Genomic DNA, 24,803 nt, shown 5'->3' with positions numbered 1-24,803 from the left:
GGCGGGCGGTACCGGGAGACGTCGGGCGGATGTCGCGGAGCGCCTGCGGGGACGGCGGACGCTCTGCATAATCGGCTGCCGGTTCGCGCCTCCAGAGAGGGGACCCTTCGTGACGGCAGCATCCACCTGCCCACACTGCTTCGCCCCGGTACGCGGGGACGGCCGGCCGACCTGCCTGTGCGCGGCGACCGAGGCGGACGACTTCGATCCGCTGCGCATACGGCCGTACGTCTCCCTGCCGGACCGGGACGGCCGACCGGACGACGGCGGGGGCGGGGGCGAGAAGGGGGGCGAGGGCGAGAAGGGGGGCGCCGGCCCCGACATCGGCTACGGGCGCGGCGGCGGTGGCCCTGGCGAGGGCGAATGCGATGGCGATGGCCCGGTCGTTGGCGGCGGCTCGGGCGTTGGCGGCGGCGGATGGGGGCGGCGGGACGCACTGGAGGACTTACCTGGAGTGGACGCCGCGGTCCACCGAGTCCCACACCCCACCGGTCCGGCCTCCAGGACCTTTCACTCCTCTCGCTCCTCCGGGGCGGCCCCGTTCGACCCACCCGCATCGGCGGGGCGGCGCCGTGCCCGGCCGGCCTTACTGGCCGTCACCGGTGCCGCCGTGGCCGCCGCCGCGATCATGCTCGGCACCGGGGCACTCCAGGGCGGCGACCGCGACCGGGCGGCGCCCCCGGACGGCGGCACCGTCGCCCCCACCGCCGCGATCCCGACCGCCACCGGCCCCGCCAGCTCCACGCCGACCCCCGACCGCCCCTCCCCCGCCACCTCGCGCTCCAGGAGCCCCGGGGCGACCACCCACCCGCCCCGATCGCCGGCCGCCACCCCTCCGCCGCCCCCGGTACGGGCCTCCGGCAGCGTCGCGGTCCCCACCGGCGACGCCTCTCCCAGCGCGCCGCCCAGCGGGCCGATCGTGCTCCGTGAGGGATCCAGCGGTCCCGAGGTGACCGAGCTCCAGGGGCGGCTGCGGCAGGTGGCCCTCTATACGGGGGCGGCGGACGGCCAGTACGGCGCGCCGGTACGGGAGGCGGTGGCGCGCTATCAACGGACCTACGGGGTAAGGGGCGATCCGGACGGCGTCTACGGTCCCGTGACCCGCGCGTCCCTGGAGGCGCGCACCCAGCAGCCGTGAGCGGACGTGCACCTCATACACCTGATGCGCCTCGTGCGCCTCCGGAGCGTGACATGCCCCCCGGACCGTGACGAATGCCATGCCGTTTGGGGCGGTGGGTGGTTGTCGGCGACCCGAACTGTTTTGTATCGTGAAAAAACAAAGTGGTTCCGCCCGCACTCCCTGACCGGCGGGCGGGACCGCTTGTGTTCTCCCGCCCGTCCTGACAGTGCAGCTGCCAGCCCCACCGCGCCCAGGAGCCCGCCGATGACGGCCACCACCACGCTCATAGCCCGCGCCCTGCTACTGGACATGGACTCAACGATCGTGAACTCCGAGGCCGTCGTGGAGCGCTGTTGGCGGCGCTGGGCGGCCGAGCAGGGGCTCCCGGCGGAGGACGTGCTCCAGGTCGTCCACGGGCGGCAGGGCTGGGCCACCATGGCGGCGCTGCTGCCGGACCGCCCGATGGAGCTGAACCTGGTCGACAACCGGCGGATGCTGGAGCAGGAGACCGCCGACGTCGAGGGCGTGGTGCCGGTGGCCGGTGCGCCCGCGTTCATGGCCGCCCTCGCCCGGCTGCCGCACGCCCTGGTGACCTCCGCCGACAGCGCGCTGGCCGAGGCCCGGATGCGCGCGGCCGCGCTGCCCATGCCGGACGTGCGGATCACCGCGGAGAGCGTGAGCGCCAGCAAGCCGGACCCGGAGGGCTTCCTCAAGGGCGCCGCCGAGCTGGGCTTCGCGCCCGAGGACTGCCTGGTCTTCGAGGACTCCGAGGCGGGTATCGAGGCCGGCCGGGCCGCCGGGATGCGGGTCGTCGGGGTCGGCGACCGGGCCGCCCGGTTCGCACCCACCGCGCACGTCCGCGACCTCACCCAGGTCCGCGTCGAGGCGCTGGTGGACGGCGGGATCGCCGTCCGGATCACAGCCTGAGCCGCTAGCCGGGCCGCATCTCGTGGGCCGGACCTCATGGGCCGGACCTCATGGGCCGCATCTCATGGCCGGACCTCGTAAGCCGGGCCTCGTGGCCGGACCTCGGCCCTGCCGCGTAGCGGGCGGTCAGCGTGGCGTCGGCGTGCGGTGGATCCGTCCGCGGGCGATCAGTTCCAGTACCACCGCGCACGAGACCGCCTGTACGGCCAGCAGCGCGACCAGGACGAACAGTTGGACCGCGCCGGCCTGTACGGGTGAGGCGCCGCCCAGCAGCATGCCGACGAACGCCCCGGGGAGGGTGACCAGCCCGACCGTCCGGGTCTGGTCGAGACCCGGCAGCAGGGCGTCCGACGCGGCGGGCCGGGCCACCTCCATCCGCGCCTCCCGGTCCGGCAGCCCGAGCGCCAGTCCCGCCTCGAACTCCCCACGCCGCAGCTCCAGTTCGTCCAGCGCCCGGCGTCCCCCGAGGACGGTGGCGGTCAGTGCGCCGCCGATGAGGATGCCGGTGATCGGGATCAGGGTGAGGCCGCGCGGCGGCACCAGGCCGGTGAGCAGCAGCACCCCGACGACCGGCAGGACGCCGGCGGCGATCGGCGCCGCGGCCCACCACCAGGTGCGGTTGGCGGTGATCCGGCGGCCCGCCGTGCGGACCGCCACCGTGAACATCAGGACCAGGAAGCTCAGCAGCCAGGGCAGGGCGTGCACGACCCAGCCGATGAGGTAGGAGACGGCGGCGAGTTGGGCCGCCGCGCGCAGGCCGGCGAGGGCGATCGCGCGGGCGTGGCCGAGGTGGGCCAGCGCGGCGGCGGCCACGGCGGCGAGCAGGAGGACGGCGAGGACGATCCCGAGGGTGGGGTTGACCGGCAGCAGCACCCGCTCACTGTAGGCGGGCGGGTGCGGACCCTCCCAGGCGCCGAGCGCCGGACGCCGAGCGCCGAGCGCCGGCACCACGAAGATCCTCGCCGGCTGCTGAGTCGGCGGGGCGGGGCGCCGGTACGTCGCGGCCGGATTTGCGCGGGTTCGCCGGCGCCGGCACCCCGCCCACCTGCGAATCCGGCTGATTTTTTGCCCACCCGGGTGCCGCGCCGGCGCACCGGACGGTGATGATGGGGCGCACATTCGCCGTCATCCGCCCCCTGATGGCCGGCACGCTCTCCCGCGCGCCGGCCGTCCGCCGCCCCAGGGAGAGCCACTCTTGGCCGCCGCCCACCCCGCCGACCGCTCCGACCGCCCCGCCGCCAGCCTCGCCGTCGTCGGGGCGGGGCCGCGTGGGACGAGTGTCCTGGAGCGGATCTGCGCCTCGGCCGCCGGGCTGGCGCCGGGCACCCGGCTGACCGTGCACGTCATCGACCCGGCACCGCCCGGCGCCGGCCAGGTATGGCGCCCCGACCAACCCGCCGACCTGTTGATGAACACGGTGGCGTCCCAGGTCACCCTGTTCACCGACGCCAGCGTGGAGTGCGCGGGGCCGATCCGCCCCGGGCCGAGCCTGTACGACTGGGCGGGGTGCGACGTCGGACCGGACGACTATCCGGGGCGCGCGCTGTACGGCCGCTATCTGGAGTGGGTGTTCCGGCACACGGTGCGGACCGCCCCGGAAGGGGTGACCGTCGTCCCGCACCGGGCCCGCGCGGTGCGACTGACCGAGGCCGCCGACGGCACCCAGACGCTCACCCTCGACGACGGTCGGACGCTGCCCGGGCTGGGCGCCGTGGTGCTGGCCCAGGGCCATCTGCCGGCCCGCCCGGACGCCGGGCAGCGGCACCTGGCCGATCACGCCGCCGCCCACGGGCTGCACTACCTGCCGCCCGCCAACCCCGCCGACCTCACCGCCGAGTTGGCGGCACTGCCCGCGGGCCGCCCGGTGCTGCTGCGCGGTCTCGGGCTGAACTTCTTCGACCACGTGGCGCTGCTGACCTCGGGCCGCGGCGGCCGGTTCGTCCGCGGCCCCGGCGGCACCCTGACGTACCGGCCCTCGGGTCGCGAGCCGCGGCTGTACGCGGGCTCCCGGCGCGGCGTCCCGTACCACGCGCGGGGCGACAACGCGAAGGGCGCGCACGGCCGTCACCTGCCGCTGCTGCTCACCGCGGACGTGATCGCGGCGTTCCGCAAGCGGGCGGACTCCGGCGACCCGCCGGACTTCCTGGTGGAGGTCTGGCCGCTGGTGGCCAAGGAGGTGGAGGCGGTCTACTACGAGGCGCTGCTGGCGCGCCGCGCCGTCGCCCGCGGCGGCCCGACCGACGCCGAGCGGGACCGCTTCCGAGACCACTTCCGGGAGCGCTTCCTGGGCAGCGCGCACCGCAGCCCCGAGGAGGCCGCGGCCCTCGACGCCTTCGGCCTGGGGCCCGCGGACCGCTGGGACTGGGACCGACTCGCCCGGCCGTACCCGGACGGGCCGTTCGCCGACCGGTCCGCGTTCCGTGCCTGGCTGTTGGACCACCTCCGGGCGGACGTCGCGCACGCCCGGCAGGGCAATGTGACCGGCCCCATCAAGGCGGCCCTGGACGTGCTGCGGGACCTGCGGAACGAGCTGCGGCAGATCGTCGACCACGGCGGGCTGGCGGGCGCGTCCCGCCGCGACCACGTGGACCGCTGGTACACCCCGCTGAACGCGTTCCTGTCCATCGGGCCGCCGCGTCGCCGGATAGCGGAGCTGGCGGCGCTCATCGAGGCGGGGGTGCTGGAGGTGGTCGGTCCCGGCATGGAGGTCCAGGTGGCGGGCGCGGACGGCGCGGCGCCCGGTTTCACGGCGCACTCCCCGGCCGTCCCGGGGTCGCGGATCACCGCGGAGACCCTGATAGAGGCCCGACTCCCGGAGCCGGACCTGCGGCGGACCGGGGATGCGCTGCTGGCCCGCTTGCTGGCGGACGGCGGTTGCCGGCCGCACACCGCGGACGGGTACGAGACCGGCGGCCTGGACGTGTCGCCGAGCCCGTACCACGTCATCGGGGCCGACGGCCGGCCGCATCCGCGGCGGTTCGCGGTGGGGGTGCCGACGGAAGGGGTGCACTGGGTGACAGCCGCGGGGGCGCGCCCGGGGGTGGGTTCGGTCACGTTGGCCGATACCGACGCGGTGGCGCGGGCGGCACTGCGTGCCGCAAAGGCCGCCTCAAATCTCATTGGTTCGGACCAATAGCTCCCGCTACGCGCGGAATGTTGAACTTGCAAGCATTAGTTAGGTGGCCCTAATCTACAGGACTCCGGCGGTCGCGCTGTCCCCCGCGGCCGTCCGTCCCCGAAGACCTAGGAGTCACCGCATGTCCGCTCCCTTGAGCTCCCTCACCCAGAAATCGACCCCGCACGCACTGGCGCTGTTCCGCATCGTCGTCGGCCTGCTCTTCGCCTGCCACGGGGCGGCGTCGCTGTTCGGCGTGCTCGGCGGCGCGATGGGCACCGGCCACTCCCTCCCGACCGGCACCTGGCCCGGCTGGTACGCCGCGGTCATCCAGCTGGCCGGCGGCATCCTGGTGCTGCTGGGCCTGGGCACCCGCGCGGCGGCGTTCATCAGCTCCGGCTCGATGGCCTACGCCTACTTCTCGATGCACCAGCCCCACGGCCTGTGGCCGATACAGAACGGCGGCGAGGCAGCCGCGATGTTCTGCTGGGCCTTCCTGCTGATCGTCTTCACCGGCCCCGGCTCCTGGGCGTTGGACCGGCTCTTCTTCGGCGGCTCGGAGCAGGAGCAGGCGCCCGTCGCCGAGCCCGCGGCGAGCGTCGTCTGACGCGTTCGGTGAGGGCCGGGGCGGGACCGCTTCCCCGCCCCGGCCCGTTCGGCCGTTCGGGCCGGGCGTACGCTGTATAGCCGTAGTGCCGCCCCTGCCGCGCCGAGCGACGTCGCGGCGGGGTCCGGACCGGGAGCAAGACGTTGGTGGAAAGCCTGGGGTCGCTCAGCGGCACCCCCTGGGTATATGTGGTCGTCGGCCTCTCGGTCGTCCTCGACGTCTTCGTCCCGATCCTGCCGAGCGGGGTCCTGGTGATCACCGCGGCCACCACGGCCGCCGGCTCCGGCCCCGCCGCCGACGTAGCCGCCTCCGTCCAGAGCGGGAACCACCTGGCCGAAATGGGCTCCCTCGTCCTCTGCGCGGCCACCGCATCGGTCCTCGGCGACCTGGTCGCCTACCGGCTGGCCTGGCGCGGCGGCGACCGCTTCGACCGCGCCATCAGCCGCTCCCGGCGACTGTCCGCGGCCCAGCAGCGGCTGGGCGCGGCGCTCACCCGAGGCGGCGGCGGCATCGTGGTGCTGGCCCGCTTCGCGCCCGCCGGCCGCTCCGTGGTCAGCCTAGGCGCCGGGGTGGCCCACCGGACGGTCCGCGAGTTCCTCCCCTGGTCGGCGCTGGCCGGCCTGGCCTGGGCCGCGTACAGCGTCAGCCTGGGCTACTTCGGCGGCCACTGGCTCGGCACGTCGTGGGTGAGCACCGCCCTCTCCGTCCTCGCGCTCTTCATCGCCGGTTCGGTGGCCGCCTACGTCATGCGGCGCCCGCAGCGGGAGACCGCGGCGCACTGACCGGCGACCGCCCGCCGCACGTCCCGGGACCGGCCTACGAACCGTCGCCCTCCGCGCCGCCGTCGCCGCCCCCGCCACCGTCCTCGGTCGTGGTCTCCGGCACCACGGCGACCGGACAGACCGCGTGCAGCAGCACCGCGTGCGCCACCGAACCCAGCCGCGGGCCGACCGGCAACCGGCGCCGATGCCGGGCCACCACGACCAGGTCGCTCCCGGCGGACGCGGCCACCAGCTGCCCCGCGGCGTCCTCGGCGCGCAGCTGCACCGCCACCTCGACCCCGGGGTGCCGGACCCGGTGCGGCGCGAGCGCGTCCACCAGCTGGACGCCGAGCGCGTCCTCGTACTCCGGCTGCGTGGACTCGTAGACCGCCGCGTACTCGAAGGCGGGCGGCAGCAGCATCGGCCAGGTGTAGCCGGAGACGACCCGGAGGCGGGCGCCCCGCCGGGCGGCCTCGGCGAACGCGAAGCCGATCGCGGCGGGCTCGTCGGAGGACGCGTCCACGCCCAGGGTCACCTGCCGGACGGCCGGCGGCACCGCCTCGCCGTCCGGGCCCCGCTCCGTGCCGGCGCGGTCCGGGCGCGGCACCACCACGACCGGGCAGGCGGACCGGGCGGCGCAGGCCAGCCCGTTGGAGCCGAGCAGCAGGCTGGCGAAGCCGCCGCGGCCGCGCGAGCCCAGGACGAGCAGCTGCCCCTCGGCGCCGAGCGCCGGCAGCTGGGTGTCGGCCAGTCCGCTCAGCCCGCGGAACTCCACGTCCGGCAGCTCCGCCAGGAACGGCCGGTCCCGGAGGCCGGCCAGCACCCGGTCACCGCCCTGCTCACCGGCCGCGGCCCGCTCCGCGGTGGCGTACGGCCACACGTGCACGACCCGGAGCGGCGCCGACCGCGCCCGGGCCGCGTCCGCCGCCCAACGCAACGCCCGCTCGCTGTCCGGGGATCCGTCCACGCCGACGATGACCGGCAAGGTGCCCATACATGCCTCCACCCATGAACCCGTTGCACCGACGTACGCCGGTGTACGGCTCCGGTGTACGTCTCCGCACACCGGCCCTCCGGCGCCCGTCGTCCGTACGTCCGCATACACCCGGTACATCTGCTTGCACTGCCATAAGACCCGATCTGACCGCACTGGACGGCTTTTGACCGGCTCACCTTCATCCTGCCCCGGCACCCGTGGGGGACACAGGGACGAAGGTCCCACCCCCGGCACGGAGTAGAGTCGAACGTCATCACCCCGCCCCCTCCCGCCCCGGGCGCGGATCCGAACCACTGACGCGAGGCACACTGCGGTGAACCACCCCCCGGTCGTCGAATGGACCGAGGACGACCAGGTCCGTACCGCCCATTGGCATTCCGAGAACGGCGCCCGGCCACCCCGCCGGATCGCCCTCGCGAACGACCGCACCCGGGCCGACGAGGCGTACCGGCTCGCCTGCGAGGGCACCGCGCTGCTGTGGCGCGGCGACTTCCACAACGCCCGCCAGTTGCTCACCGCGCTGGCCCGCCGGGTCGACCGCCGCCCGCAGAAGGCGCCACCCGCCGACGTCACCCAGGCGTTCCACCTGCACCGCGCCGCCCAAAACCAGCGCGCCCGCATCCTCGGCATGCTGCTGGTCCCCCTCGACGCCGAACTGGCCGTCCCGTTGCACCGCGCCCCCGACGTCCGCGAGGCGTGCACCCGCGCCTACGGCCCGCCGGACGAGACCGAGCTGCCCGCCGGCGCCTCCGGCGACACCGCCGTCCTGCTGTCCCTGCGGGAACTGCTCGGCGTGATCGGCGCCAACGAATGGCGCCGCAAGGGCGTGGAGATCCCGGCCCTCGGCGGCGACCGGATCCACCCCCACTACGGCGTCTTCTCCCCGGCCCGCGGCGAATACGTCGACCTGGTCGCCGAGGCCCCGCTGCCCGACCGGGGCCTGGCCTTCGACATCGGCACCGGCACCGGCGTCCTGGCCTCGGTCCTGGCACGCCGCGGCGTGCGGCGGGTCGTGGCCACCGACCAGGATCCGCGCGCCCTGGCCTGCGCCCGGGAGAACACCGCCCGGCTGGGCGTCGCGGACCAGGTGGAGATCGTCGCGGCCGACCTCTTCCCGGCCGGCCGCGCCCCGCTCGTCGTCTGCAACCCCCCGTGGGTCCCCGCCAAGCCGACCTCGCCCGTGGAACACGCGGTCTACGACCCCGGCAACCGGATGCTGCACGGCTTCCTGGCCGGTCTCGCCGACCATCTGACCCCGGGCGGCGAGGGCTGGCTGATCCTCTCCGACCTGGCCGAACACCTCGGTCTGCGCTCGCGCGCCGAACTCCTCGCCGCATTCGCCGAGGGCGGTCTCACCGTCCTCGACCGGCTCGACATCGCCCCCCGCCACCCGCGCGCCCGGGACACCTCCGACCCGCTGCACGTGGCCCGCGCCGCGGAGGTCACGTCGTTGTGGCGGCTGGGCGCGGCAGCTTAGCGGAGTAGCGGAGTAGCGGAGTAGCGGCCGGGGACCGGGGCTCGGGTCCCGACTCGGGGTCGCGGCGGCACGCCGACCGGCCGGACGCGCCGCGTCGAACCGGGCGCGTCGAACCGGTCATTTCGGACTGGTCATGTCGGACCGACCGAGTCGGACCGGTCCTACGGCCGCAGCCCGGCGCAGACGGTGCGCACATAGCGGCGCCAGTCCCCGGCGCCGTTCCGGATCACCGCGGCCAGCCCGCACACCGCCATCACCACGTCCGTGACCTCGGCGTCCGCCCGGACCGTACCCTCCTCCTTGCCGCGGGCCAGGAGTTGGGCGGCGACCTCCTCGGCGCGCTCCCGCCCCTCCCCGCCCGGCTCGGTGGAGCCGAACGCCGCCTCGATGGCCGCGGACAGCCCGCGCTCGGCGTCGAGCACCTCCCCGATGTGCGTGAGGTAGGCGGCCAGCCCCTCGGCCGCGGTCGGGCAGGCCAGACAGCGGCCGCGCCCGAACTCCACGATCTCCGCCTGCCGTTGCTCCCCGACGGCGGCGATCAGTGCGGCCCGGTTGGGGAAGTGCCGGTAGACCGTCCCGACCCCGACGCCCGCGGCACGGGCGATCTCGGGCATCTGCGCCTCGTCGCCGCGCGCCCGGAACACCTCCCGGGCGGCGTCCAGCACAAGGCCGCGATTGCGTTCGGCGTCGGCCCGCGGCCGGCGCTGTGGGGCGGAAGGGGTGGAGGAGGGGGACACACCGCCGATGCTACTGGCCGCACACCGGGCGGAATCGGACGCCGGCCGCCGGGCCGCCCCGACCACCCGGCGGACACCCCGGCCCATCAGGCACGATGGTCCCATCATGAACCTCGACGACCTCGTGGCCCGTGCCCGCCGGCTCGCCGCTTCCGCGACGCCCGGCCGGCGCCGGCTGCTCGGCATCGCCGGGCCGCCGGGCGCCGGAAAGTCCACCCTCGCCGCCCGGCTGGCGGCGGAGCTGACCGGCCAGGCCGCGCTCGTCCCGATGGACGGCTTCCACCTCGCCAAGGCGGAGTTGCGCCGCCTGGGCCGTACGGAGCGCAAGGGCGCGCCGGACACCTTCGACCCCGCCGGCTACGCGGCCCTGCTGACCCGTCTGCGCTCCCCCGAACCCGGCACGCCCGTCTACGCGCCGGCCTTCGACCGCCGCATCGAGGAGCCGGTCGCCGGCAGCATCCCGGTGGCGCCGCACATCCCGCTCGTCATCACCGAGGGCAACTACCTCCTGCTGCACTCCGACCCCTGGGCAGGGATCCGTGAACTACTCGACGAGGCGTGGTACATGGAGCTGGACGCCCAGGAACGGGTACGGCGGCTGATCGACCGACACGAGCGGTTCGGCCGCCTGCGGGTCGACGCCGAGGACTTCGTCCGCACCTCCGACGAGGCCAACGCCCGCCTCGTGGCGGCCACCCGCCCCCGGGCCGACCTCGTCGTCTCCTTTACCACCGACGAGGCCCCTTCCCCACTGGACGACTGACCCCGTCCCCTCGTCCCCGCATCCCCTCGTCCCCCTGCCCCTTCCCGCTCCGCTCCCCCCCGCGGCGCTCCCCCTCACCTCTCCTCTCCCCATCGAGCGTCAACACCCCTTCCAAAACGACATCATGAATGTCATCATGACAGCGTGAGTGTCATCAAGGGGATGTAGCCGGGGCAGGGGCACGGAGGGGGAAATGAACGGGGCTGCGGAGGGGGACGTGAGCGAGGGCATGGGCGCGGGCGAGGGCGAGGGCACGGGCGAGGGCGTGAACAGGGCCTTGGAGGGGGACTTGGCCGGGGACATCGACGGGGGTGCAGCGGCCGCCGAAGAGCTGCTGTACGACGTCATCCGGCGACTGCGGCCGCTGCACCGGACGATCGTGCGCGCGACGGAGCGCGAGCTCGAAGGCACCGGCCTGACCGCCGGCGAGCGCACCCTGCTCGACGCGCTGCGCGCCCACGGCCCGCGCACCGTCCCGCAGTTGGCGCGCTCCTTGGACCTGGACCGGCAGCCGGTGCAGCGCTGGGTGAACCACGCGGCGGAGCTGGGCCTGGTCGTGACGGTCCCCAATCCCGCGCACCGCCGCTCCTCGCTGATCCGACTCACCGACGAGGGCACGGCGGTGGTGCACGGGATCCGGGAAGCCGAGGCGGCGGAGCTCCGGCGCAGCCTGACCGACCTGTCGACCGGGGAGGTCCGTACGGCACTGCGGGTCCTGGATCGGCTCGGTGAGGAATTCCGGCACTTGGCGGACGGCTCGCGCGTTCCCCCGGAGGAAACCGGCAATCCCGAAAAGCGGGACGCCGCCCACCTGGACGCCGCACAGGACGTGATACCGCCCGCAATCGGGCACCGCCCGCCGGCATCCGCCCGTCCGACCGACCGCCCGACGCGCACAGAACGGCCCGCAGAATGACGCACGACTTCCAGGCCTGGTCCGAGATCGACAACGACACCGTTCCGGTCGACGACGGCGAGCTGTTCTACGAGACGGCCGGCTCGGGGCCCGCGGTGATACTGCTGCACGACGGGATGCTCGACCAGCACATGTGGGACGAGCAGTTCGCCTGGCTGGTCAACTCCGGCCTGCGGGTGGTCCGTTACGACGCCCGCGGTCACGGCCTCTCCTCCACGGTGACCGGCGACTGGGCCAACCACGACGACCTGGCGACCCTGCTGGACGCACTCGACATACCGCGCGCCGTCCTCGTCGGCCTCTCGCACGGCGCCCGGGTCGCACTGGACACCGCCCTCGCCCACCCGGCCCGGGTCACGGCCCTCTTCCTCGCCTCCCCCGGAATCAGCGGCCGCGCCTTCACCGACCCCTTCCTCCTGGAACACATCCGGGAACAGGTCGCCGCGATCGGCGAACCGGACGGCGCCGAGCGCTATGTGGAGCACTTCCTGCGGATGTGGGTGGACGGTCCGCACCGCGCGCCGTCCGCCGTCCACCCCGGCTTCCGGGAGCGGATGCGCGCCTCCGCGTCCGCCAATGTCGAGGTGCACGCCGACGACGCGGGCCCGGGCATGCCCTTGGAGGTCGGCGCCTTCGACCGCCTGGGCGAGATCCGGGTGCCGACCACCGTCCTCGACGGCGACCTCGACTCCTCCGACATCTCCGCGAACGCCCATGCCATAGCGCTGCACGTCCCCGGCGCCCGCCGCATACGCGTGCCGGCCGCGGGTCACATGGTCAACCTGGAGAACACCCCGCTCTTCGACCAGGAGTTGCACACCTTCCTGTCGTCCCTGGCCCTCTGACCCGACCCGCCCGGCGCCCGGTCGCCGCCCGCACCAGGCACCGCGCGTGGCCTGTTCTCACCGGTGCCCGCTAGAGTGACCGGGCCGTGGTGTTCGGGAAGACCGGTGCTGGACCTCGTGTCCCAAGCCGGCGCGGCCCTCGCCACTGTGATCGGGGAGTTTCCACCCCTCTCCGTACGCGCCCAGCGCGCGTACGGCGCCACTGACCGCAGCCTGCGGCCGGGAAGGCGGGGTGGACGCGTGCACCCGTAAGCCAGGAGACCGGCCACGGCATCTCACGAAGTGATCCACGAGGTGCTGGAGCGTGATGGCCGGATGGCCCTGTCCACTGATTCCCCGGGTAATTCCCCTTCTCCCCGCAATTCCTCCCTTATCGGCATAACGGGCTCCACCGGATCGTTCCGCTGGCAGCGCCGTGACACCGTCCGCACGGCGGGCCTGATGGCCGTGATCGCCGCACTGCACGTCGTCGCCTTCGGCGTGCTCTTCCTGCTCGTCGTGCCGGGCCACTACACGGTCGGCAGCCAGGTGTTCGGCGCCGGACTCGGCATCACCGCATACACCCTGGGCATGCGGCACGCCTTCGACGCCGACCACATCGCGGCGATCGACAACACCACCCGCAAGCTGATGGCCGACGGCAAGCGGCCGGTCTCGGTGGGCTTCTGGTTCGCCCTCGGCCACTCCAGCGTGGTCGTCGTGATGGCCGCGCTGGTGGCGGGCGGCGCCCAGCTCGCCGGCGCGCTGATGAACGACAACTCCCGTACGCACCAGACGCTCGGCCTCGTCGGCACGACCGTCTCCGGCACCTTCCTCTACCTCATCGCCGCCCTCAACCTGGTCGCCCTGATCGGCATCCTGAAGGTGTTCCGGGCGATGCGGTCGGGCGCGTACGACGAGCAGGAGCTGGAGGCGCACCTGGATTCCCGGGGCTTCATGAACCGGATCCTCGGCCGGCTCACCAAGTCCATCAGCCGCCCCGGCCAGATGTACCCCCTGGGGTTCCTCTTCGGAGTCGGCTTCGACACCGCGACCGAGGTGACGCTGATGGTGATGGCGGGCAGCGGCGCCGCGGCGGGCCTGCCCTGGTACGCGGTCCTGTGCCTGCCGCTGCTGTTCGCCGCCGGGATGAGCCTGTTCGACACCCTCGACGGCACCTTCATGAACTTCGCGTACCAGTGGGCGTTCGCCAACCCGGTGCGCAAGGTCTACTACAACCTCACCATCACCGGGCTGTCGATCGCGGTCGCGTTCCTCATCGGCACCATCGAGCTGGTGACCGTGCTGCACGACAAGCTCGGCCTCGACGACCCGCTGACGGCCGGGATCTCCGCCCTCAACCTGGACAACGTGGGCTTCATCATCGTCGGCGTGTTCGTCGTGGTGTGGGCGGCGGCACTGGCGTACTGGCGACTGGGCGGCGTCGAGAAGCGCTGGGCCGCCCGGGCCCAGCAGGCACCGCCGGCCCAGGGCACCGTCCCGGCCCCCCGCGCGGACGGCACCGACACCCCCTAGGGACAAACTCCCACGCATGCCTGCGGCCCTCCCCACCACCCGGCGGGGAGGGCCGCGGCACACGAACAGGTCGCACCCGGGCGGCGCCTCAGGTGGCCGAGCCGGCCGCCGCGCCCGTCAGCAGGTCCGGACCCCAACGCTCCAGCGCCGCCGCCAGGTCGAGCGGCCGCAGCCGGTCCGGCTCGTCCGCCCCCGGCCAGTCCTCCTGGGGCACCCGCCACATCACCTCGAACTCGTTCCCGTCCGGGTCCCGGGCGTAGAGCGACTTGGAGACCAGGTGGTCGGTGGCGCCGACCAGCGCGCCCCGCTCCCGCAGCTGCGCCGCGATCGCCGAGAGGTCGCCGAGCGTCCCGACCTCCCAGGCCAGGTGGTAGAGCCCGATCCGGCCGCTCTCCGGCCCGGGCGCGTCCGGCCCCACCGCGAACAGCCCCAGGTCGTGGTCGTTGTCCGAACCGGGCGCGCTCAGGAAGGCCGCCCGCCCCGGAATCTCCACGTCCACCGTGAACCCCAACACCTCGGTGTAGAACGCCACCGACCGTGCCACCTCACGGATGTACAACACCGCATGATTGAGCCGCCGTACGGACATCAAAGCCTCCCGTCTTCCTTCACGTCGCTGCCTGGCCGTTGCCCGGCCGTTCCTCTGACCGTTCCTCTGGCCGATTCCCGGTCGATTCGCCGGCCGATTCGCCGATCGTTTCCCTGAGGTCGCCGCGCCGGATTCGCGTCCGCGCGCCCCGGAGGGTGCCCGGACTCACTTCCGGAGCAGCAGCACAATCGCCGCGAGCACCACGCTCAGAACCAGCGCGGCCGCCCCGTACGCCAACCGGTGCGCACGCAACCCGGGCAGGAAGCGGTCGACGGCGTAGCGGCCGGGCCCGGTCAGCGCCAGCGCGGCCGCCCCGGTGGTGATCAGCAGCTCGTACTCCACGCCCTGGGGCGCGAAGAAGCCGCCGCCCCACTTCACCGCCAGCGCATTGATCATCGCGCCGACCACAGCCGCGCCGGCGAGCGGCGTCAGCAGCCCGAGCACCAGCCCGAGCCCGCCCAGCGTCTCGGTGAGCCCGGCGCACAGGGCCATCACCTTGCCCGACGGATAACCACTCGCCTCGAAGAACTTCCCGGTGCCGTCCAGGCCCGGACCGCCGAACCAGCCGAACAGCTTCTGGCCGCCGTGCGCCGCCATGGTCAGCCCGAGGACCAGCCGCAGCAGGAGCAGCCCGACGTCATAGCCGTGCAGAGAAGGGGCGAACCGCACCGCGGCACCGGCGCGATCGGCTCCGAACGTGCTGTGGGGGGTTGTCATGACAAACGCTCATTCCCTCTGAACCGGGTGTCGGACCGACTGCACCGCGTGGCGAACCGGCCGGTCGCGCCACCGGTTGATCACTGCTGGACGATTTACTTGAAAGTTCAAGTCACCATCCACCATACACATCACCCCGGAAACACCAAAGGCCCCCAATCGCCACCGATCGGGGGCCCACCAGCCACCACCAGCCGCCCGGCACGGAGCGCGGAGGCACGGAAGTACAGAGGTACGGAGGCACGGAGGTACAGAGGCACGGAGGTACGGACGGCCACTGCCGCCGACGCTCCCGGTGCCGCCGGACGCAGTCGAGATCGATCACATGCTGCGAATGGGTACGGAGCACGCCCCCCACCTCGCCGGCCCGCGCCACGGAGAGATCGCCGCCGAACACCAGGCACCCGAAGCCTGGCACTCTCGTCATCACCCGTGCCGGTCACCGTCGAATGCTCGGCCAAGCTGAGCTCACAACACCCCGCCCGGCGTCGTCGAGTTGGACGGTTCGACGGAGTGACGAGGTGACGGGGTGGGCAACTGGGCGACTGGGCGACTGATCCTGCATGGCCAATCAGGCCGTCTTGCGCGGTCTCACGTTCCGTGGTGACCTCGATACGGATGATCGGCTTCGGGGGGAGCGCCGTGGACGAATTGGTGGTCAAGCGTTGGCGGAAGGGCGGCAAGGACCGGCTCTACGTGAATCGCCCCGGCCCGAAGGGCGAGGCCGTTGCCTGGTACGACTGCATCACCGGTGAGCTGAACGTGCTCGTCGAAGAGGTGCGGGAGGCCGCCTCGACGAAGATCACGGAGTGGCTTCGGCACCAGGACGGTTCACCACAACACAAGAGCACCCGCCCGCCCGCACCGAACCCACCGAACCCACCACAAGCCTCTCCCCCACCGGCCCGCCAGGCTCCACCGCCCCCTCAGACCCCACCGGCCCCACCGCCGGCCCGCCAGGCCCCACCAACCCGTCAGGTCTCTCAACCTCCGCAGGCGATGGCCGTTCCGCCGCTTCCCACGCTGACGCCGGGCGACGATCTGGCAGCGAACCGCCCGGGCGCCGCCCTGCAAGAGATGGCCCGCGCCGCGGAGTTGGAACACAGCAAGCTCGTCCGCATCGCCTCTCGCCTGACGCGAGGGACCCTCGTACCCGAACGCATCCGGAGCGGCCTCGCGGGCGAGTTGGCCGTGGGGACCGCCCTTGAGCGGTTGACTCCGGCCGGTTGGCGCATCCTGCACGGGATCAAGTGGCCACGGGGAAGCGACATCGACCACCTGGCCATCGGCCCGTCTGGCGTCTTCACCGTCAACGCCAAACACCACGCAGGCGCGAGCGTGTGGGTCGGCGACGTGATGCTGCGGGTCAACGGCGGCAGTACGGACCACCTGCGCAACAGCACGTCCGAAGCGACGAGGACCGCGGAACTGCTTCGCTACTGGTGCGGGCGGGACGTACCCGTTCAGCCGGTCATCGGGGTGGTGGGCGCACAGTCGATCAAGATCGACGCACACGATCCGCGCGTACTGGTGATTGACGGCGCCACCATCGATCACACCTTGGCCGCCCGGCCCCACGTCTTGTCAGCCGGCCAGGTGGCCTCGATCTACGCAGTCGCGCGGCACCGGCAGGTATGGCTCACCAGCCGACGAAGGAATCGGTCGCGCTGACCTCTCGACGACCTCGCGCGGCGCACCCCGCAACGGCTACTCCGAGCGTCCCCGAGTGGGCACTCAGGCCCATACGTCCCGTCCACCGCCGCGCCACTCGATCAACGTTTGGTCGTCGGACCACACCGGGTCCGGGTCAAGCCCGGCACGGGACAGGAATTCGACGATGCAACCGGGCTCGTACGCCGTCCCCAGGGTTTCAGCGTTCACCGTCACCCTCCGGCCACCGCTGTGCGACGGCGGGTGCACCACCACGAGCGGGCGCTCGTCCATGAACCCAGAGTGCGCCTGCCCGACAAGCACGTCAACAACCGTTGGCCGACCCACTTCCCCAGAGCGCAGCCGCCACCAGCCCAGACTACGACTGAGCGCCGCGCCCCGCCTTCACCGAACGGTCCGCACGCCGCGCCGCCGCCCAGGCGGAGACCCGGCAGGGGCCGACGACAGTCAATCGCGACGGCAGGTGCACCGACGGATCAGTCACGCGCATGACTGGCAGCACCGCCCGTTAGCCCCTTGAGCACCTCACATGGGACTGTCAGTGGAGTGATCTAGGGTCAGCGCATGACCACTAGCGTTGAGGTGATCAACCCCGGTGACGTCCGTACGCGTACGGAGATTCGCGCAGCGTTCGGGGGAAGCCCGCAAGGAGGGATCTGTCCCTCTGAGGACATGCATTCCGTCAACCTCTACTCGGACCCTGATGTAGGCGAGCGGAACGGCTACTACGACGGCTGGTTGGCTGAGGAAGACGAGCTGGGAGCCGTCTTCGAGTACACCGGTGCTGGTAAGTCCGGCGACCAGACCTTTGATGGTGTCGCCGGCTCAGGGAACAGGGCGATTCTTCGACACGCGGAGCAGGACCGGGTGCTTCGAGTGTTCACACGAGTGGGCAAGCTGCCCGGGAGCGATACGAAGACGCACCGATACCTCGGGACGTTCACGCTGGACGGCATGGAGCCGTACGTATGGCGCAGGGTGCATGGCGAGGACGGCCACGAACGCAATGTCATTGTGTTCCGCCTGCGCCAAGAAGGTGCTGTTCAGCGCGCTGTACAAGACGTGATCCCCGCGGCCCAGGAGACTACGGCTGAGTTCGTGCCGTTCCGGGCAGTCACTGCGGCGATGTTCCAGTCAGACCCGGCAACTAGCGGCGCGCTTCCGCTTCCGAAGCAGCGCGTACGCAAGGGGAGTACCGCACGGAAGGCGGCCCCCAACGCGGAGACCAGCGGCACCTTTGTCGTCCCGGAGACCTTCAGTACAAAGATGAGTTTGCGCGCTGCCACTGCCGCCACAGTCGCCGTGCGGCATGAGGCCGAGCTGACCCAGGCATACAAGGCTCACCTGGACTCTTTCGGGCACCAAACCGGCGCATTCCAGATCAAGGTGAAGGGGCTTACATCGACGCTCCGTACCGACCTGTATGACGCGACGGATCACGTGCTCTACGAGGCGAAGGGATCAAACTCCCGGGAGGACGTGCGTATGGCCCTCGGACAGATCCTGGACTACAGCCGCTACGTCAAGACGCCAGGGCATGACGGTGAGCCCAAACGCATCATTTTGCTGCCGTCTGCTCCCACTCCCGATATGTACAGCCTGCTCGATCGGTATGACGTCGGGGTGGTGTACCGCTCGGACGATGGAGGCTTCGTCGGAGAGGTAGTTCCCAAGACCGACCAGTAACGCAACGTCCTCTCTGTCGCCACGCCGCTGACGACAGAGAGGAACTTGCGCGTAGTCGAACCTAAGGGTTGTCCCGTAACTGATCTTTGACATGAGGGTAGTTGGTCAGGACTGAATCCTGGGACCACTGGTGGGCTTCGCCGCCAGGGTCGCTCCATTCTCGTGGACTGTCCGGTTTGATCATTTGGTGTCCACGGTGACCCAGGGTCCGGCGGGGTTGCGGGCGGATCCCGCTGGAGAAATGAGTGGCAGAGTCCCAATTCCCCTCGGTACGGTGCACCGATGCCAGCGATCAAGAAGTTCCAAGTCACCTTTGACTGCGCAGAACCTGAGCGGCTCGCTCGTTTCTGGTGCGAGGTGTTGGGGTATGTCGTACCGCCGCCACCAGAGGGGTTTGCCAATTGGGATGATTTCAAGCGTTCGCAGCCACCTGAGCAGCGGGATTCGTGGTTCGCCTGCATAGATCCCTCAGGTGTGGGCCCGCGACTGTACTTCCAGCGTGTCCCCGAAGGGAAGGCCGTCAAGAACCGGGTGCATCTTGATGTGCGGGTCGGCACCGGACTCGTCGGTGAAGAGCGCCTCGCCGCACTTGAGGCCGAGTGCGCACGACTGGTCCCGCTCGGCGCGGTACACGTGCAAACGCTGTATGACGGCAATGATGCGTGCATCCCGATGCTGGACATCGAGGGCAACGAGTTCTGTATCGACTGAGCGTATGGGGCGGGAGCCATCCCGTGAGGGCGAGGTTGTGCAGTCGGGCGATGCCAAGCATGGCGGAGTGAACGCCGTCGCCTTTCAGGACTTCATCCGCGCGAAGACGTGCTCGACGCGGGTCCGGACCTTGCGGTGGGAGGTGTTGTGCGCCTCCTTCCAAGCTGGCAGTTCGGTCTGGCCGCGTTCACGGCGGTGCGGGATGAGCAGGCCAGTACCCCGGTAGCCGCCGTCCGCGATGACCGTGGCCCGGCCAACGGCGGCCTTCGCACCGGAAAGTTCCCACGCCTTGCAATCATTGGGGTTGCCCGTGACCGGCCGACTTCGACGCTCCGAACAGCGGGGCGAGCTGCCGCAGCGTCAAGTCCGTAAGCCAGTAGGCCGCTACCGGCAGGATCTGGTCCTCCAGGGGCAGGCTCCACGGTCGGCCCTTGCGTACTGGGCTCGTGCCTTCGCTCTGTATCGCAGTGACCAGCTTGCCGAACTGCCGCGGGCTCAGCCCGGTGAACGGGGCTATCCAGGATGACTCCGACGCCATGATTCAGACCAGGCAGGGCGAGATCATGCCACCAAGATCAGCCATTACGGGACAACCGTAGTCGCACCTAGATCTTCCAATGCCCGGAAAGTTGCCCCAAGGGCGTAGCGCCGGAATAGGGGACGAGGTCGAGCGGATTCATCCAGGCATCAGAGAAATGAATATTGAGGTGAAGCGCTAGCGGGAGAAGGATGTCTTGCGCAGGGTCAGCGTCGATCCGGAAGAGCGATGCACCGGCCGTCGGAGACCTGAACAGCGAACCAGTGCGAGCGTCACCCCACTGCAGATGCCCCTTGCCTACCACCCATACGCTATCTGGCCACTCAACGGGATTGCGAGTTCGACACCATTCCACGAGATGGCTACCGATCGTCTCCAGCTTGAGACTGTCGAATGCGATGACCATGCCCGATGTCGGGAAGTAGTCGTGAGTCTTGCCATACGCCTTGGTGGAGCGTGGAATCACCCCAGAAATTGGCCGGTATGCCGACTTCGGCATCCGGCGCATCCTGCTGATCTTGTTACAGGCATCGGTAAGTTGAGGCCCGTCCAGCTTCGTCTTGACCTCGACCATCCCATATACGCATTCGTTGGGGATGATCCGAAACCCGTTGAGGCTCGTGAACGGCGGCGTCCCGCGATCAATCAGGACGATGTCACATTGCGGTGAAACATCACCGTTCGCTGAGATAACTTCCACGTTATGCACCGCCTCGACATGAGCCGGCAGATATCCGGAAAGAAACTCCTGGATAATTACCTCACGCGATGTTCCAGCCTCACCATTGTGATTGAAGGTCTGGGACTGTTCAAAGTCGGCACGCATTCTCTTTGCCACTGAACCGAGGATCTTACCGAGCTTGTCTTGGGTCATGCATGGATCCTAGGGGTGCATGGAGAGTGATTTGCAGCGCTGGATGCGGCTCGAAATCACCTGCCGATTCCGTCCGATTCGTTCCAGGATGCAACAAGTGCAATAAATGCACCCCTCGCGTGCGGGGCCTGGCGTTGTCGGGAGCAGGTCCATGGAGTCGCATGAGCGAGGCCACCCCCGCCTTCTTGCCAAATGGGTCTTGCCTGGAATCTTGGCGAGCTGGGCTTTTGCCAGTCAAGCAGTGTGGGCGAACCAGGGCCCGCGGGCAAGGACGGCCGCGACGGCCAGACCTGCCCGCCGGCTACCGTCTCCAGGCCCCGCCCGGTTTCGGCAGGGCGGACGATTCGTTTCAGCTCGGATTGGGCTGGGGATGGCGGGAGTTGGCCCAGGTGACAAGCAGCTGCTCGTACTCCGCTTGCCCCTCGGGCCAGAGCACCCGACCCACACGAGCGGCCATGAAGTCACGTATGCGTTCGTTGGCCTCGGCAGTGGCGCCTCGGACGCATGTGGGCGGGTGCGCCGTCGGAGGCGAGTCGGCCCTCGCGGCGCTCCACCGCAAGGTGTCGGAGGAGACCGGACTGCACGTCATCCCTGGTCTGCTGCTGGTCGCCTCAGCAGGTCGATGCTGTGTGCGCCACCATCCAGACCGATAACCCCGACGTTGAAGCGGACGGCGCCGCGGCGATCCGGGCGAGGCCCCGGCGTTCGTCGCTGCCTGCGCCCAGTTCCCCGACGCGCGCCTGGTCCCGACGCGCATAGTTGACGCCGGTTGGCACGCCCTGATTCTGCACCCGCCGACCTACGCCGAACTGTGCCGGAGCCTCGGCACGTTCGTGCACCAGCGGCCCGAGGCGTCTGATCCGACCCGCTACAACCACGACGCCATCGATCACACCACGGCATTGATCGATGAGGCCGGCTACGGCGTGGACCTGGACCTGTGGGGGCCACCGGACGGTGACCTGATCTCGGTGGCCGCGAACTCTCCTTGAGAACCGCCAAGATCGCGATGGGCAGTGAGGCCGAACGGCCGTTGCGAGGCTTCCTCGTCACCGACCCCGCGCCGAAGCCCGAACAGCACTAACCCGCAACGCTCTGGCCCGAGTCAGCCAGCATCGGTGGGGTTGCCACCGGACACGGCGCCCCGTTCCTGTCCGCCCGAGGGCGAGAACGGGGGCGTCGCCGTTGGCGGTGCCGCAGGCATTCGGAGATCACGGTTAGGCAGTTTTCTGCTCACCGCCTGCGGGCCCGGTGCAGTTGTTCAGGGCATGTTCAGGGCATGGTGGGGCGGATGAGGCCGGTCTGTGGGCGGCCGAGCTGGAGTCGGTGTTCGCGCGGGTGGCGGGCCGGTTCCGCGGGGGTCTTCGCGGTGCTCAGTTAGCGATGCCGACCGGGTGGACCTGGATCTTCTCGTCGTACGGGCCGGCCAGCTTCAGCGCCTCCGCGGGCCACTTCAGGGACACGCTGTGGGTCTCGTTCGGCGGCGTCACGATGATGTCGGTCGGGGACGCGAGACTGTCGCCACTGAAGTCGACCGTGTACGAGATGCTGAAGGTGGCGGTGTCACCAGGCTTCAGATCGGTGATGCGGGGCTGCTCACCGCCGCGGTGGACAGGGGCGGAGGTCCCATCGAGGTCCTTCAAGTCCACACCCGCGAAGCCCGTCGCCGAGCAGGTGCTCCCGCCCTTGTTGGTCATCTGAACGGTCACCTCGCCCGTCTTCTGGTCGGGCGAGCTGTCCACGGCCTCCATGACCAGGTCGTTCGTGCGGCAGAACTTGCTCTTCCCCCCGCCCTTCGCCGCACCGCTCCCGGAGTGGGCACGGGACGAGGCGGCGCCGCCGGAGCCGGCACGGGACGCGGCACCGTCGCCGGAGCCCGACTTCGCGTGACCTGCCTGGGCATCGGCGCCCTGCGCCCCGGCGGAGTTACCCGCGCCACTGGCCTCGGAGGAGCCCGCACCGCTGGCCTCGGAGGCCACGCCCGTGCCCGACTGCCCCCCGGGCTTGGAAGCGGCGGCGTCCGAGCCGGAGCAGGCGGTCAGGGAAAACGCGGCGGCCGCGGTCAGGGCCGCGGCGGCAACGCGCAGGGTGCGGCGACGAACGGTGCGGGCAGTGGTGGTGGAGCTCATTTCGGATTCCCCCCGGGAAGTCGGTGTCGGTCTCTCCTCCGTACGACACCCACTTTGATCACGGCCACTATCGCTACGCTGCCACGCCACTAACACCCAGCTAATACGGGTGCGAGGAAAGGGAGGGCACCAGGGAGCCGATGCACCAGGCCATGGCTGCTGGCACTCCAGACCAACCAGCTCAGGCAGCGATTTCTCACTGGAGTACTAGCTAGGGGTGACCTGCAGCCTTCTCGTGATCACTTGGGAGGTGCGTGATCGTTTGGGAGGAATCTTGGAGGTGCTCTTGAGGGCTCACCCCGTGCACAGACCGTGCGAGACCGCGCTCAGGTCGGGAGCCACGACGAAGGCCCAGGCTCCCCCTGCGGGGGTGGCCTGGGCCTTTGACGTGATCGGCACTGGTGAAACTGGTGGGCACAGACGGATTTGAACCGCCGACATCTGCTTTGTAAGAGCAGCGCTCTACCGCTGAGCTATGCGCCCTGGTCGAGCCGACAGACTACCTTGCCGTAGGGCCGGGACCGCAAACCCGGGCCGGGGGTGGAACGGCACAGCGTTCGCCTGTGGGTCGGGGGGTTCGGGCCGGTGAATGGGCGTGGACGCGGTGGTCGTGAACTCACCGGTCGGGATGTTCGTTGGGGTGGGTGGGAGAATGTCAGACGGTCCTGGGGCGATCCGATCGGGAGAGGGATGTGACGGCGACACATATGCAGCCGCAGCCGCGGCCGTCCGGGCGGGAGATCCGCCGTCGCACCCGCGGGGGCCAGGTCCGCCAGGCGGCCCTGGACGTGGTGGGGCTCGTCCTGCTGCCGTTGCCGCTGCTGGCGGCGGTGGCGCCGATGGCGTTCGCCGGGGGCGGCACCCGGCGCTGGTTCGGGCGCGGGGAGAGTCAGCGGGCCGATGCGCAGGCCGCCAAGGATGCCGCGGCGGCGGCGTTCTACGAGCTCGACACCGCCCATCGGGACCTGCGGATCTCGGTGGAGACGATCACGGCCGTCGACGATTCCCAGCGGGCCCGGCAGGCCGCGGCGGAGTACGAGAGCTTCGGGCAGCGGATCGACCAGGTCAGCCAGGGGTACATCACCGCGGTCGACTCCCATGATCTCGATCGGGACGACGTCGACGGTGCCGCGCTGACGCGGGCGCGGGCCGATCTGACCCGGGCCCGGGAAGAGCTGGAGCGGGTCCGCGGGGAGCTGGACTGGTTCGCGCAGAGCCTCACGCCGCTGTTGCAGAACGCCGAGACCCAGCTGGCGCGGGTGGCCCCGGCCGTGGAGCAGGCCCGGCAGGCGCTGCTGGCGGCGAGCAACGGGCTGGACGCCGTCCGGGGGCAGGGCCTGCGGGCGGACGACCTCGCGGCCCGGTTGGCGGCGCTCGGGCCGGAGCTGACCAAGCTGAACCAAGGGGCCGGGCAGCACGGCGTACCGGGCACGATCCAGCGTGCGGAGGAGGTGCAGCGGCAGGCCGGGGCGATCCGGTCGGAGGCGGAGCGGCTGCCGGCGACCGCCGCGGAGATCGACAAGCGGCTGGTGTCGCTACGGACCCGCGCGGAGGCCATCACCACCCGTGCCCAGCAGGTCGCCCCGGTCCTCAGTGAACTGCGGCGGCGGTACAGCGCGGCATGCTGGCAGGACCTCCAGAAGGTGCCGGAGCAGGCAGTGGACTCCGTCGGGCAGGCGCGGGCCGCTCTCCAGGAGGCCGGGAAGGCCCGCGCGGAGCAGCGTTGGGCGGATGCCACCAGCCGGCTGGCGACGGTACGGGCGCTGCTCAACACCACCGACGAGGCGGTGTCGGCGGCCGGCGACCGGTTGCGGCGGCTGGACGCGGTGGCGGCCGACCGGCAGCAGGAGGTCGAGCGGACCCGCTTCGCAATCCGGGACGCACAACGGCTGGCGATGGCGGGGCGCAGCACGCCCGACCCCCGGCACGCCGGGCCGCTGGACGAGGCGGTGGCGCGGCTGGACCGGGCGGTCGCGGGCCTGGAGGGGCGGCATCCGGACTGGTGGCACTTCCTGACCGAGACCGAGGCGGTGCGGGAGGCGGCGGCCCGGGTGGTGCAGGAGATCCGGGACGCGCGGGGCGGGGCCACGGGCGGTCGGTGACTGCGG

At 71.3% G+C, this 24,803-nt stretch carries 23 protein-coding genes, 1 tRNA gene, 1 pseudogene and 1 riboswitch; of the genes and pseudogenes, 15 read left to right on the top strand and 10 right to left on the bottom strand.

The genetic code is table 11. The annotated features are described in order from the left end of the window. The first annotated feature begins 109 nt into the window (after nt 1-109). Nucleotides 110-1,138: a peptidoglycan-binding domain-containing protein gene (locus ACO0M4_RS26335; protein ID WP_430373378.1), complete on the top strand. Its 1,029-nt coding sequence runs from the start codon at nt 110-112 to the stop codon at nt 1,136-1,138. 246 nt (nt 1,139-1,384) lie between these two features. Then, the gene (locus tag ACO0M4_RS26330; RefSeq protein ID WP_430373377.1) at nt 1,385-2,047 is read left to right on the top strand and encodes an HAD-IA family hydrolase; all 663 of its coding nucleotides are present in this window, start codon (nt 1,385-1,387) and stop codon (nt 2,045-2,047) included. 126 nt (nt 2,048-2,173) lie between these two features. Here the strand turns inward: ACO0M4_RS26330 and ACO0M4_RS26325 are convergent, their stop codons facing one another. Then, nucleotides 2,174-2,920 (bottom strand): ABC transporter permease, encoded by a 747-nt coding sequence (locus ACO0M4_RS26325; RefSeq protein ID WP_430373942.1) that lies wholly within the window; start codon nt 2,918-2,920, stop codon nt 2,174-2,176. Between the two features lie 322 nt (nt 2,921-3,242). Here ACO0M4_RS26325 and ACO0M4_RS26320 point away from each other — a divergent pair, with 322 nt between their 5' ends. From ACO0M4_RS26320 to ACO0M4_RS26310, 3 genes are all read left to right on the top strand, one after another. Further along, the gene (locus ACO0M4_RS26320; protein ID WP_430373376.1) at nt 3,243-5,183 is read left to right on the top strand and encodes an FAD/NAD(P)-binding protein; all 1,941 of its coding nucleotides are present in this window, start codon (nt 3,243-3,245) and stop codon (nt 5,181-5,183) included. Nucleotides 5,184-5,304: 121 nt separating this feature from the next. After that, nucleotides 5,305-5,769: a DoxX family protein gene (locus ACO0M4_RS26315; protein ID WP_430373375.1), complete on the top strand. Its 465-nt coding sequence runs from the start codon at nt 5,305-5,307 to the stop codon at nt 5,767-5,769. Between the two features lie 143 nt (nt 5,770-5,912). Next, on the top strand, nt 5,913-6,551 hold the full coding sequence (locus ACO0M4_RS26310) for a DedA family protein (protein WP_430373374.1): 639 nt from the start codon (nt 5,913-5,915) through the stop codon (nt 6,549-6,551). A gap of 34 nt (nt 6,552-6,585) precedes the next feature. On the opposite strand, the gene ACO0M4_RS26305 is transcribed toward ACO0M4_RS26310, so the two are convergent. Then, nucleotides 6,586-7,524 carry a universal stress protein gene (locus ACO0M4_RS26305; protein WP_430373373.1) on the bottom strand — a complete coding sequence of 313 codons (939 nt, stop codon included), beginning with the start codon at nt 7,522-7,524 and terminating at the stop codon, nt 6,586-6,588. Nucleotides 7,525-7,840: 316 nt separating this feature from the next. Here ACO0M4_RS26305 and ACO0M4_RS26300 point away from each other — a divergent pair, with 316 nt between their 5' ends. Next, nucleotides 7,841-9,004, top strand: coding sequence for a methyltransferase (locus ACO0M4_RS26300; protein WP_430373372.1), 1,164 nt, complete (start codon nt 7,841-7,843; stop codon nt 9,002-9,004). Nucleotides 9,005-9,165: 161 nt separating this feature from the next. Here ACO0M4_RS26300 and ACO0M4_RS26295 read toward each other — a convergent pair whose 3' ends face one another. Continuing rightward, nucleotides 9,166-9,741, bottom strand: coding sequence for a TetR/AcrR family transcriptional regulator (locus tag ACO0M4_RS26295; protein WP_430373371.1), 576 nt, complete (start codon nt 9,739-9,741; stop codon nt 9,166-9,168). A 106-nt stretch (nt 9,742-9,847) separates the two neighbouring features. Between ACO0M4_RS26295 and ACO0M4_RS26290 the strand changes: the two genes are divergently transcribed. The 4 genes from ACO0M4_RS26290 to ACO0M4_RS26275 all read left to right on the top strand — a co-directional run bounded on the left by ACO0M4_RS26290 (nt 9,848) and on the right by ACO0M4_RS26275 (nt 13,780). Continuing rightward, on the top strand, nt 9,848-10,504 hold the full coding sequence (locus tag ACO0M4_RS26290; protein WP_430373370.1) for a nucleoside/nucleotide kinase family protein: 657 nt from the start codon (nt 9,848-9,850) through the stop codon (nt 10,502-10,504). 193 nt (nt 10,505-10,697) lie between these two features. After that, entirely contained in the window at nt 10,698-11,420 is a 723-nt protein-coding gene (locus ACO0M4_RS26285) for a MarR family winged helix-turn-helix transcriptional regulator (RefSeq protein ID WP_430373369.1), read from the top strand. After that, nucleotides 11,417-12,265, top strand: a complete 849-nt coding sequence (locus tag ACO0M4_RS26280) for an alpha/beta fold hydrolase (RefSeq protein ID WP_430373368.1) — start codon at nt 11,417-11,419, stop codon at nt 12,263-12,265. Before ACO0M4_RS26285 ends, ACO0M4_RS26280 begins: the two co-directional genes overlap by 4 nt. Nucleotides 12,266-12,335: 70 nt before the next feature. Next, nucleotides 12,336-12,549: riboswitch (cobalamin riboswitch) on the top strand. 31 nt (nt 12,550-12,580) lie between these two features. Then, the gene (locus tag ACO0M4_RS26275) at nt 12,581-13,780 is read left to right on the top strand and encodes a HoxN/HupN/NixA family nickel/cobalt transporter (RefSeq protein ID WP_430373941.1); all 1,200 of its coding nucleotides are present in this window, start codon (nt 12,581-12,583) and stop codon (nt 13,778-13,780) included. 88 nt (nt 13,781-13,868) lie between these two features. Here ACO0M4_RS26275 and ACO0M4_RS26270 read toward each other — a convergent pair whose 3' ends face one another. Together ACO0M4_RS26270 and ACO0M4_RS26265 are read right to left on the bottom strand one after the other, a co-directional pair. Continuing rightward, on the bottom strand, nt 13,869-14,369 hold the full coding sequence (locus ACO0M4_RS26270) for a VOC family protein (RefSeq protein WP_430373367.1): 501 nt from the start codon (nt 14,367-14,369) through the stop codon (nt 13,869-13,871). Nucleotides 14,370-14,534: 165 nt separating this feature from the next. Further along, entirely contained in the window at nt 14,535-15,086 is a 552-nt protein-coding gene (locus tag ACO0M4_RS26265) for a DoxX family protein (protein ID WP_430373366.1), read from the bottom strand. 603 nt (nt 15,087-15,689) lie between these two features. Between ACO0M4_RS26265 and ACO0M4_RS26260 the strand changes: the two genes are divergently transcribed. Continuing rightward, a complete protein-coding gene (locus ACO0M4_RS26260) occupies nt 15,690-16,757 on the top strand; it encodes a nuclease-related domain-containing protein (protein ID WP_430373365.1) in 1,068 nt (355 codons plus the stop codon). Nucleotides 16,758-16,820: 63 nt separating this feature from the next. Here the strand turns inward: ACO0M4_RS26260 and ACO0M4_RS26255 are convergent, their stop codons facing one another. Further along, entirely contained in the window at nt 16,821-17,030 is a 210-nt protein-coding gene (locus ACO0M4_RS26255; RefSeq protein WP_430373364.1) for a hypothetical protein, read from the bottom strand. A gap of 291 nt (nt 17,031-17,321) precedes the next feature. Between ACO0M4_RS26255 and ACO0M4_RS26250 the strand changes: the two genes are divergently transcribed. After that, nucleotides 17,322-18,443 (top strand): hypothetical protein, encoded by a 1,122-nt coding sequence (locus ACO0M4_RS26250; RefSeq protein ID WP_430373363.1) that lies wholly within the window; start codon nt 17,322-17,324, stop codon nt 18,441-18,443. Nucleotides 18,444-18,725: 282 nt separating this feature from the next. Beyond that, on the top strand, nt 18,726-19,154 hold the full coding sequence (locus ACO0M4_RS26245) for a VOC family protein (protein ID WP_430373362.1): 429 nt from the start codon (nt 18,726-18,728) through the stop codon (nt 19,152-19,154). 19 nt (nt 19,155-19,173) lie between these two features. Here ACO0M4_RS26245 and ACO0M4_RS26240 read toward each other — a convergent pair. Next, nucleotides 19,174-19,692: pseudogene (locus ACO0M4_RS26240) on the bottom strand (transposase); the annotation flags it as partial. Between the two features lie 67 nt (nt 19,693-19,759). Continuing rightward, entirely contained in the window at nt 19,760-20,566 is an 807-nt protein-coding gene (locus ACO0M4_RS26235) for a DUF6602 domain-containing protein (RefSeq protein WP_430373361.1), read from the bottom strand. An 833-nt stretch (nt 20,567-21,399) separates the two neighbouring features. Between ACO0M4_RS26235 and ACO0M4_RS26230 the strand changes: the two genes are divergently transcribed. Next, nucleotides 21,400-21,558: a hypothetical protein gene (locus ACO0M4_RS26230; RefSeq protein WP_430373360.1), complete on the top strand. Its 159-nt coding sequence runs from the start codon at nt 21,400-21,402 to the stop codon at nt 21,556-21,558. A 381-nt stretch (nt 21,559-21,939) separates the two neighbouring features. Here the strand turns inward: ACO0M4_RS26230 and ACO0M4_RS26225 are convergent, their stop codons facing one another. Together ACO0M4_RS26225 and ACO0M4_RS26220 are read right to left on the bottom strand one after the other, a co-directional pair. Next, nucleotides 21,940-22,695 (bottom strand): DUF4232 domain-containing protein, encoded by a 756-nt coding sequence (locus tag ACO0M4_RS26225; protein WP_430373359.1) that lies wholly within the window; start codon nt 22,693-22,695, stop codon nt 21,940-21,942. A 408-nt stretch (nt 22,696-23,103) separates the two neighbouring features. Next, a tRNA-Val gene (locus tag ACO0M4_RS26220) sits at nt 23,104-23,178 on the bottom strand. A gap of 209 nt (nt 23,179-23,387) precedes the next feature. Between ACO0M4_RS26220 and ACO0M4_RS26215 the strand changes: the two genes are divergently transcribed. Next, nucleotides 23,388-24,797, top strand: coding sequence for a hypothetical protein (locus ACO0M4_RS26215; RefSeq protein WP_430373358.1), 1,410 nt, complete (start codon nt 23,388-23,390; stop codon nt 24,795-24,797). The last annotated feature ends 6 nt before the right edge of the window (nt 24,798-24,803 follow it).

Origin of the sequence: Streptomyces sp. RGM 3693, from assembly GCF_050471125.1 — a bacterium.
Lineage (GTDB): Bacteria > Actinomycetota > Actinomycetes > Streptomycetales > Streptomycetaceae > Streptomyces.
The sequence above is the reverse complement of the archived record's forward strand: the minus strand, read 5'-3'. Positions and strand labels throughout refer to the sequence as shown.